This window comes from Acinetobacter lwoffii, assembly GCF_024129435.1.
GTDB lineage: Bacteria > Pseudomonadota > Gammaproteobacteria > Pseudomonadales > Moraxellaceae > Acinetobacter > Acinetobacter lwoffii_F.
On the sequence record NZ_JAMXXN010000045.1, the window covers coordinates 1 to 8,777 of the forward strand.

The following is an 8,777-nucleotide window of genomic DNA, read 5'->3' on the forward strand; positions in this document are numbered from 1 at the left end:
ATTTGATAAGCTTGCACGAAATTACCAGTCTATGATTTACATTGCTTGCATATTTATTTGGTGTAAAGCCAAATGAGGACACGCCCTAATATTTTTAATAATAAATTTTATTAAGAAAATAAATGAAAAAAATATTAGTAAAATCATCCGCAAAACTAAAAATGTATTCAAAAAATTGATATATTAAAATTCAAGTAAAAACTATATTTAATTTACATAAGTTTGCATAATTTACATATTGTTGCGCACAGTGAGGGGTATATGTCTAAAAAGGATTTGTCAGAACGTGAGATTTGTACTCGTTTTATCTATCCTGCTCTAATAAATGCAGGGTGGACAGCGCAACAGATCCGTGAAGAAGTGACTTTTACAAAAGGTCAAATCATGGTTCGTGGCAAATTACATACCCGCGGTGAGACCAAACGTGCAGACTATATTCTTTACTATAAAAAGAACATTCCAATTGCGGTGATTGAAGCCAAAGACAATAAACATACTTTAGGTGCTGGTATGCAGCAAGCGCTTGGTTATGCTGACTGTTTACAAACTCCATTTGTATTTTCAACGAATGGAGATGGTTTCTTATTGCATGACCAGACAGGTTTGTTTAATCCCAATAAGGTGGAAACAGAGTTAGGTTTAGATCAATTCCCAGCACCAGATGTGTTATGGAATCTATATCAGCAGCATCATGGTGTAATATCACCTGAAGCAAAAGCTATTGTTGAATTTCCTTATTACGATGATGGTACAGATCGCACACCACGTTATTACCAAACCAATGCGATTAATAAGACATTAGAAGCAATTGCTCGTGGGCAAGATCGTGTCTTATTGGTTATGGCAACAGGTACAGGCAAGACCTATACCGCTTTTCAGATCATTTGGCGTTTATGGAAATCTGGTGCTAAAAAACGCATTCTCTTTTTAGCTGACCGTAATATTCTAGTTGATCAAACCAAGAATAATGACTTTAAACCCTTTGGCGACAAGATGACAAAAATCACCAATCGCACGGTTGATAAAAGCTATGAAATCTATCTGTCCTTATACCAGGCTGTAACAGGCTCAGAAGAAGAGAAGAACATTTATAAGCAGTTCAGTCCTGAATTCTTTGATCTAATCGTGATTGATGAATGTCATCGTGGTAGTGCTAAAGAAGATTCTGCATGGCGTGACATTCTTGAATATTTTAGTTCAGCGACCCACATCGGTTTAACTGCAACACCTAAAGAAACAAAAGATACATCTAACATCACTTATTTTGGTGAACCTGTATATACCTATACCTTGAAACAAGGTATTCAAGATGGTTTCCTTGCACCTTACAAAGTGATTCGTATTGATATAGATAAGGATCTGCAAGGGTGGCGACCAGCTAAAGGGCAAAAAGATAAACACGGTAGTGAAATCGAAGATCGTATCTTTAACTTAAAAGATATGGATAAAACGCTTGTCCTCGAAAAGCGTACAGAGTTAGTCGCTAGAAAAATTACAGAGTATTTGAACAGTACTGACCCGTATGCCAAAACAATTGTGTTCTGTGACAATATCGATCATGCAGAGCGTATGCGTCAGGCACTTGTGAACCTGAACCCTGAGAAAATTAAAGAAAATCGCAAGTACGTGATGCGCATTACAGGGGATGATCAAGAAGGTAAAGCCGAACTAGATAACTTCATTAACCCTGAAGAACGTTATCCTGTCATTGCAACCACTTCTAAACTCATGACGACAGGGGTTGATGCCCAAACTTGTAAATTGATTGTTCTCGATCAGCATATTCAATCCATGACCGAGTTCAAGCAGATCATTGGTCGTGGTACAAGAGTAAATGAAGAGTTTGGAAAGTCTTGGTTCACCATTATGGACTTTAAGAAAGCGACAGAATTATTTAGCGATCCTGCTTTTGATGGTGAACCGGTCGTGATTTATGAACCAAAAGATGGGGAACCGATTATCCCTCCAGAAGAAAATGAAGTTGGAGAAGTTGGTGGTGATACAACTGCGGGGCCAACGATTTTCGATCCTCCCACAGATAGTGGCGATGATGATACTGAAGGAGAACCACCTAAAAAATTTGTTGTGAACAATGTTCCTGTGAAAGTTATTGGGGAACGTATTCAGTTCTATGACAATGATGGCAAGTTAGTCACAGAGTCACTTAAAGATTACACCCGTCAGCATATTCTGAAGGATTATAAGTCTTTAGATACCTTCCTTCGAAAATGGAAAGGGGCAGATAAAAAATCGCTAATTATTGAAGAATTTCAAAAACAAGGTGTGATTTTTGAAGCACTGGAAGATGAAGTTGGTAAGGACTTCGATGCTTTTGATCTGATTTGTCATATTGCTTTTGATCAGCCAGCACTGACTAAAAAAGAACGTGCCAATAACGTCCGTAAACGTAATTACTTTACCAAATACAACGAGCAGGCGCGTCAGGTGTTAGATGCATTGCTGGACAAGTTTGCTGATCAAGGGATTCAGCCGATTGAAGATGTGCAGATTTTAAAAGTTCCACCTTTTAATCAGATAGGATCACTCATGGAGATTATTCAGTCCTTTGGTTCGGTTGAAGAATACACAAAAGCACTGAAAGAACTAGGCGATCAACTTTACGATGATGTGTCTTAAGGTTGCTGTCTGTTAAACTCTTACACAAATTTAATATTAATGATTTGAAGTCGAATTATGAGCATTTCGGGAACAATTAAGTCTATTCAAGATACCATGCGTGAAGATGTGGGCGTAGATGGTGATGTACAACGCCTTGGTCAGTTGGTTTGGATGCTTTTCCTGAAAGTGGTTGATGACCGTGAAAAAGAAGCAGAAACTCTTGCATTTTTTGAAGGCAAGACCTTTAAATCACCAATTCCTGAAGAATTCCGTTGGCGTAACTGGGCAGCCAATGATGAAGGTATTACTGGGGATGCGCTTAAAGACTTTATTGATAATCAGCTTTTCCCAAGATTACAAAATCTTGCTCAGGAAAATGATGATCCTCGTGCGCGTGTAGTACAGTCTGTTTTTGCAGATGCCTATAACTACATGAAGTCAGGTGGTCTGATTCGTAAAGTGATTAACCAGATTCAAAAAGGCTTTGACTTTAATAAATCAAGTGAGCGTCACGCTTTCGGTGACATTTACGAGCAATTGTTGCGTGATCTGCAAAATGCGAAAAACTCAGGCGAGTTTTATACCCCTCGTGCTGTCACCACGTTTATGGCACAGATTGTCGATCCAAAATTGCATGAATCTGTGCTTGATCCTGCATGTGGTACGGGTGGCTTTTTAACCTCTGCCATTGAGCATAAGCGTGAGCAATATGTGAAAAATGCCGATGATGAAAAAGTCTTACATGACAGCATTTACGGTATTGAGAAAAAACCTTTACCGCATTTGCTTTGCACCACCAATATGATTTTGCACGGCATTGATGTGCCAGTCAAAATCCGTCGTGACAATACCTTGTCTTATCCATTGATTTCATGGACAGCAGATAAGCGTGTGGATGTGATTCTAACCAACCCACCATTTGGGGGGACGGAAGAACAAGGCATTGAGAAGAATTTCCCGTCGAAGTTCCAAACCCGTGAAACTGCCGATTTGTTTATGGTGCTGTTGATTCAGCTTTTAAAAGCCAATGGTCGTGCAGCCGTGGTTTTACCTGATGGCTTTATGTTTGGTGAGGGGATTAAAACTGCCATTAAAGAAGAGCTGATGGAGAAATGTAATCTGCATACGATTGTACGTTTACCGAAATCTGTTTTTGCACCGTACACTTCCATCAGTACCAATATTTTATTCTTCACCAAAGGCAAAAAGACCGAAGATATTTGGTTCTATGAGCATCAATTGCCACAAGGCGTAAAAGCGTATAACAAGACCAAGCCGATTCAACTCAAAGAGTTTGATTCATTAAAAGCATGGTGGGGCAATGAAGCTGACGGTTTTGCCAGTCGTGTTGAAAATGAACAGGCGTGGAAAGTTTCTAAGCAAGAGATTTTAGATCGTAACTACAACTTAGATATTAAGAATCCGCATCAAGTAGAAGAGGAAATCAAAGACCCTGAGGAATTGTTGGCGCAGTATGCGGATTTACAAGCTGAGATCAGCAAAATCCGCAATCAGCTTATAACGATTTTAGATGAAGCGTTAAGCCAATAATTTGGGGTGAATGAGATGACCGATGTAAAACAGCTCATTACTGAGCATTTGGATATTTGGCTGACTGCGGAAACTGAGAAGAAGTCAGGGCGTGGGCGTAGTTCGGGTTCAAATGATACGATTTATGGTGTACAGAAGCTTCGTGAATTGATTTTGAAGTTAGCTGTGCGTGGGAATCTTAATACATATAACAGTAATGATGCTGATATTTTACCTTTATTAAAATTAAAAAAGGAAAAATATGAAATAGCTCAGAGAAAAGGTTGGATCAAAACCACTATTGGAGCAGTCTATTCTTTTGTATATGGTGATAACCTCCCACAGCCAAAGAGATCTAATACGGGTGAATATAATGTGTATGGTTCAAATGGTATTGTTGGAACTCATAACGAATATTGTATAGATAAGCCCTGTATTGTGGTGGGACGAAAAGGCTCTGCTGGGGCATTAAACATTTGTGAAGAAAAAAGTTGGGTGACAGATGTTGCTTATGCTTGCATTCCTTCTGATCCAATCAACTTGAAATTCAGTTATTATTTGTTATCAACTTGCGGATTGGATGATTTAGGAAAAGGCATTAAACCTGGTCTAAATAGAAATGATGCGTATAAAGTTAATATATTAATCCCACCACTTGAAGAACAACAACGTATCGTTGAAAAAGTTGATGAACTCATGCAACTGTGCGATCAGCTTGAACAACAACAAACTTTAAGCAGTGATGTCCATGCTACATTGGTCGATACTTTGCTAAAAGCACTCACTGAATCAAACGATGCCGATGATTTTCAAGGCAACTGGCAACGCATTGTCGCAAACTTTGATGTGCTATTTACTACGGAACACAGCATTGAACAGTTAAAACAAACGGTTTTACAGCTTGCTGTGATGGGTAAGTTGGTCAAACAAGACCCAAGCGATGAGCCTGCAAGTGAGTTACTTAAAAAAATTGCGGATGAAAAAGCCAAGCTGATTCAAGACGGTAAGATTAAGAAGTCGAAGCCTTTGCCTGAAATTGCTGAGGATGAGAAGCCATTTGAGTTGCCGAGTGGGTGGGCGTGGGTGCGCTTAGAAAATATCTCTGAATTGATTACTAAAGGCTCTTCGCCAAAATGGCAGGGAGTTAATTATGTTGAAGAAGGATTACTATTTATAACTAGTGAAAATGTAGGTTCTTATTCATTAATTTTGGAAAATATGAAATATGTTGAAGAGAAGTTCAATGAAATTGAACCTAGATCTATTCTTGAAGAGAATGACTTTTTGATGAATATTGTTGGTGGGTCAATCGGTAGAACTGCTATTTATGATCTAGAGAAAGTCGCTAATATTAATCAAGCAGTCTGTTTAATTAGATTATTTTTAGAATATTTAGATAAATTGTTCCTCTTACATTTCTTTAATTCTGAAATATGTAAAAACTATATGTTTGATAAACAAGTGGATAATGCTAGACCAAACCTCAGTATGGGTAATATTTCAAAGTTTTTAATTCCTATTCCACCAATCAAAGAGCAAAAATTAATTATTGAAAAAGTAAATGAAATTTTCTCTATGATTGAACAGCTTCAAGTTTTACAAAGTAAATTACAGAAAACCAAGCTTCATTTAGCAGATGCTTTGGTGGCGAATGCAGTTGAGAATGTCTAATGGGATCAATTAATACCAAGTATAGAAACAATTTACCTGTTTCTGATGCAACTGAGCGTTTGGTTAAATTTATTGAGTCCAAAGGCGGTAAAAATGTACATGATAGTCGTCATCAAAGACAAATTAGTAAAGATGGTTATGCTTTAGCAGGTGGATTAGTCTATGAATTCCCTCATAGAAAAGGATTAATGATCCAGTTAAATGCTGATCTTCCAAGCATTTATGTAAAAAGCATTTTATCAAATGGACAACATATTTTTGATGTGCTACCCGAAGCTAGAAAGTTTAATAAACCTGGTAAAGTTTATACTGAAAATAAGAAAGGGCATTCAACAAAAGGATATCATGCAGCATTGGACCATGAAGACTGGCTGGCTCCAAGTTCCAATAATCCTGTTGTTCTATTAAGTCTGATAGAAATTGATATTGCTAAAAAAGTAGTTGATCTGATAAGTGATTCTACATCAGCCAACTCGGAGATCTTGCCAACAAACATTAATAATGGCAAAACAATAATAGAACGTGGAATGTCTGTAGATAAATTAATTGAAGTATTAGATCGGCAAGAAGAAATAGGAAAAAAAGGAGAGGAGATTGCTTATCAATGGGAGTATGCACGAATTTTTGTTTTAGCAAACAATCCTAAACTTGTGACAAAAGCGATTACTCGTACTGCATTAGATAATGTATCTGCGGGCTATGATATGGAAAGTCACTATGAAGGTGAGTCACGATATATTGAAGTAAAGACTACGACCTTAAAAGCTAACTCTGACTTTTACTTTAGTTTAAATGAATATGAAGTATTAAAATCAAAAGGAAAAGAAGCTTATATTTATCGAGTAGTTCTTGATGAAAATGGTTCAGAACATGAAGTGATAGAAATTCATGATCCATTTGGGGAAAATCACCCTGAAGAGCTAAAAGCAGTAGCCTTTAAAGCAAAATTAAGCGATTTTAAGAAGTAATTATTCATGAACAATAAAGATATTATTCATAGCTTAGCTGGGGCAGTTGGAAATATTTATTCAAAGATTGATCCTCCAAAAGAATTAAGTAAGTTTTTAAAAACACATGGCTTGAGTAACTATGAAGCATTAGCATGCTTTAATAGCAATAAAGAATATATGCATCAAAAAACCGAAGATGCTTTAAATTGTTTAACTTCGTTAGAACTTAGACTATTTATCGAATATATTCTCCCAAGAATTGATTCTATAAAAAATAGACAAACAATGGGGCTTTATCTTGACCAATTCAAATCACCTTTAACTTCAGAAAATAGAACAAAAATAGCAGAAACTTTTGCTTTGTATGATTTTTTTGGAGAGAAAGATTTCATTTTATCTATTCAGAAATATTTTAATTTAGATGGTTACGATAATGATCTTGGCAAAAAGCTGGATTACTCAAGAGTAAAGGTATTAACAAATTCAACATCTGGAAATCAAAAATTCACCAATAGTGATGTTTTTAAATATATAGGAGCTTATGATTGCTCAACCACACATTTTCTTTGGTTTCTAGAATTTTTATTAGATCCTTCACATCGATCAGAACAAGCTAATAAAGAGTTAGTTAATAGACTTAATGAAATTATTGGAAATGACGGATATGAAATAGTTGTTGATCAAGATTCAAAAATTTTTAGAACGAAATATATAATTACTGAAAAGAAAAAAGAATCCATAAAAGTCCCGAAACAAATTATCTTTGCTTCGAAAAATGTGAAACCAGATTTTGGTATTACAGATGTTCTCGATGGTGATATTTCTTTAATTGCTGATGCAAATTCACTGAACTATGATGAAAAAATATATGATCATCTTACTTGGCAGCAGCTAGAAGACTGGTGGGAAGATAATAATTTAGAAATTAATAAAAGTTTAAAAAAACGATTAATTGATTCTCTAGATTCAGAAGCTGAAATTATGTTTTTCAAAGCATATTTTATAAACTTTGGATTCTTGGGTGACACACTTCCCGCATTATTACCACAAGTATATGTAGCATATGATCCAGTAAGTGCCAAAGATCTACCAAATGGGAAAACACGAATCCGACAACGTATCGACTTCTTAATGATTCTTCCAAATCTAAAGCGCGTCATTATTGAAATTGATGGAAAACACCATTACGCACGAGAAGATGGTAGAGCGGATACCAAACGCTATGCCGAAATGGTTAGAGTAGACCGTGAGCTGCGTTTAAGAGGGTATGAAGTTTATCGTTTTGGTGGTGCAGAGTTCTATAATGATCAAAATACACCCGAAGATAATGCGGTATCAGTTGTAAAAGATTTCTTTACAGCATTGTTTAAGCAACATGAAATTCTTTAATTTTTAAAACGCAAAAAATTCTAGTTATATCTATATGATTTTTAATTATTATTTTTACTACCTAGGCGCTGGTAGGCTAAATGCTTGCCAACGCTTGTAGGAAAATAATTATTTGATTATTCTAATTTTCATAGCGTTAGCAGTTGTACATGATTGTTTTCGTGGACCTGGTATATGTCGGTTGAACTCGCTTAGTTTCGGAGTGGGAGAAACAGTCTAATTTTTTAGACAAGTAAAATATACAAGTCAGAAATCCTTTTCAGATGCGTTTCTCTTGTACGCAGACGATACAAGAACCATCATCCCAGTTCGTAAGACGAACTGGGATGATTCATTCGATAAAGCTAATTATGAAATTTTGCCCAAATGGGTTTTATTTCATAATTAGCTTTATTTTTTGCCGATTTCATTTTTAGCTTTAATTTCTGCTGAAAATTTCAAAATTAACTTTTATGGACATGAACTTATGGTTAAGTGTATCTTATTTAACTTGTATTTAACATAATATACATTATACGAAATACTATTGTTAGAACCCATTTAAAGTGTCTATATTCTCACCAATAAAAATGTCTGGTTTATGATGGTTTTTATCACCATGGACTGGATATAAAATAT

Annotated in this window: 5 protein-coding genes; all 5 read left to right on the forward strand. The window is 35.9% G+C overall.

From position 1 onward, the window contains the following. The first annotated feature begins 261 nt into the window (after positions 1 to 261). The 5 genes from hsdR to NI455_RS14745 are packed head-to-tail and all read left to right on the forward strand — an operon-like array spanning position 262 to position 8,159. A complete protein-coding gene (gene hsdR, locus NI455_RS14725) occupies positions 262 to 2,637 on the forward strand; it encodes an EcoAI/FtnUII family type I restriction enzme subunit R (protein ID WP_253114815.1) in 2,376 nt (791 codons plus the stop codon). A gap of 57 nt (positions 2,638 to 2,694) precedes the next feature. After that, entirely contained in the window at positions 2,695 to 4,170 is a 1,476-nt protein-coding gene (locus NI455_RS14730) for an N-6 DNA methylase (protein WP_253114816.1), read from the forward strand. Between the two features lie 15 nt (positions 4,171 to 4,185). Continuing rightward, entirely contained in the window at positions 4,186 to 5,820 is a 1,635-nt protein-coding gene (locus NI455_RS14735; RefSeq protein ID WP_253114818.1) for a restriction endonuclease subunit S, read from the forward strand. Then, entirely contained in the window at positions 5,820 to 6,788 is a 969-nt protein-coding gene (locus NI455_RS14740; protein WP_180120117.1) for a protein NO VEIN domain-containing protein, read from the forward strand. The genes NI455_RS14735 and NI455_RS14740 overlap by 1 nt, the downstream gene beginning before the upstream one ends. Before the next feature lie 6 nt (positions 6,789 to 6,794). After that, positions 6,795 to 8,159 (forward strand): AbiJ-related protein, encoded by a 1,365-nt coding sequence (locus tag NI455_RS14745; RefSeq protein ID WP_180120115.1) that lies wholly within the window; start codon positions 6,795 to 6,797, stop codon positions 8,157 to 8,159. The last annotated feature ends 618 nt before the right edge of the window (positions 8,160 to 8,777 follow it).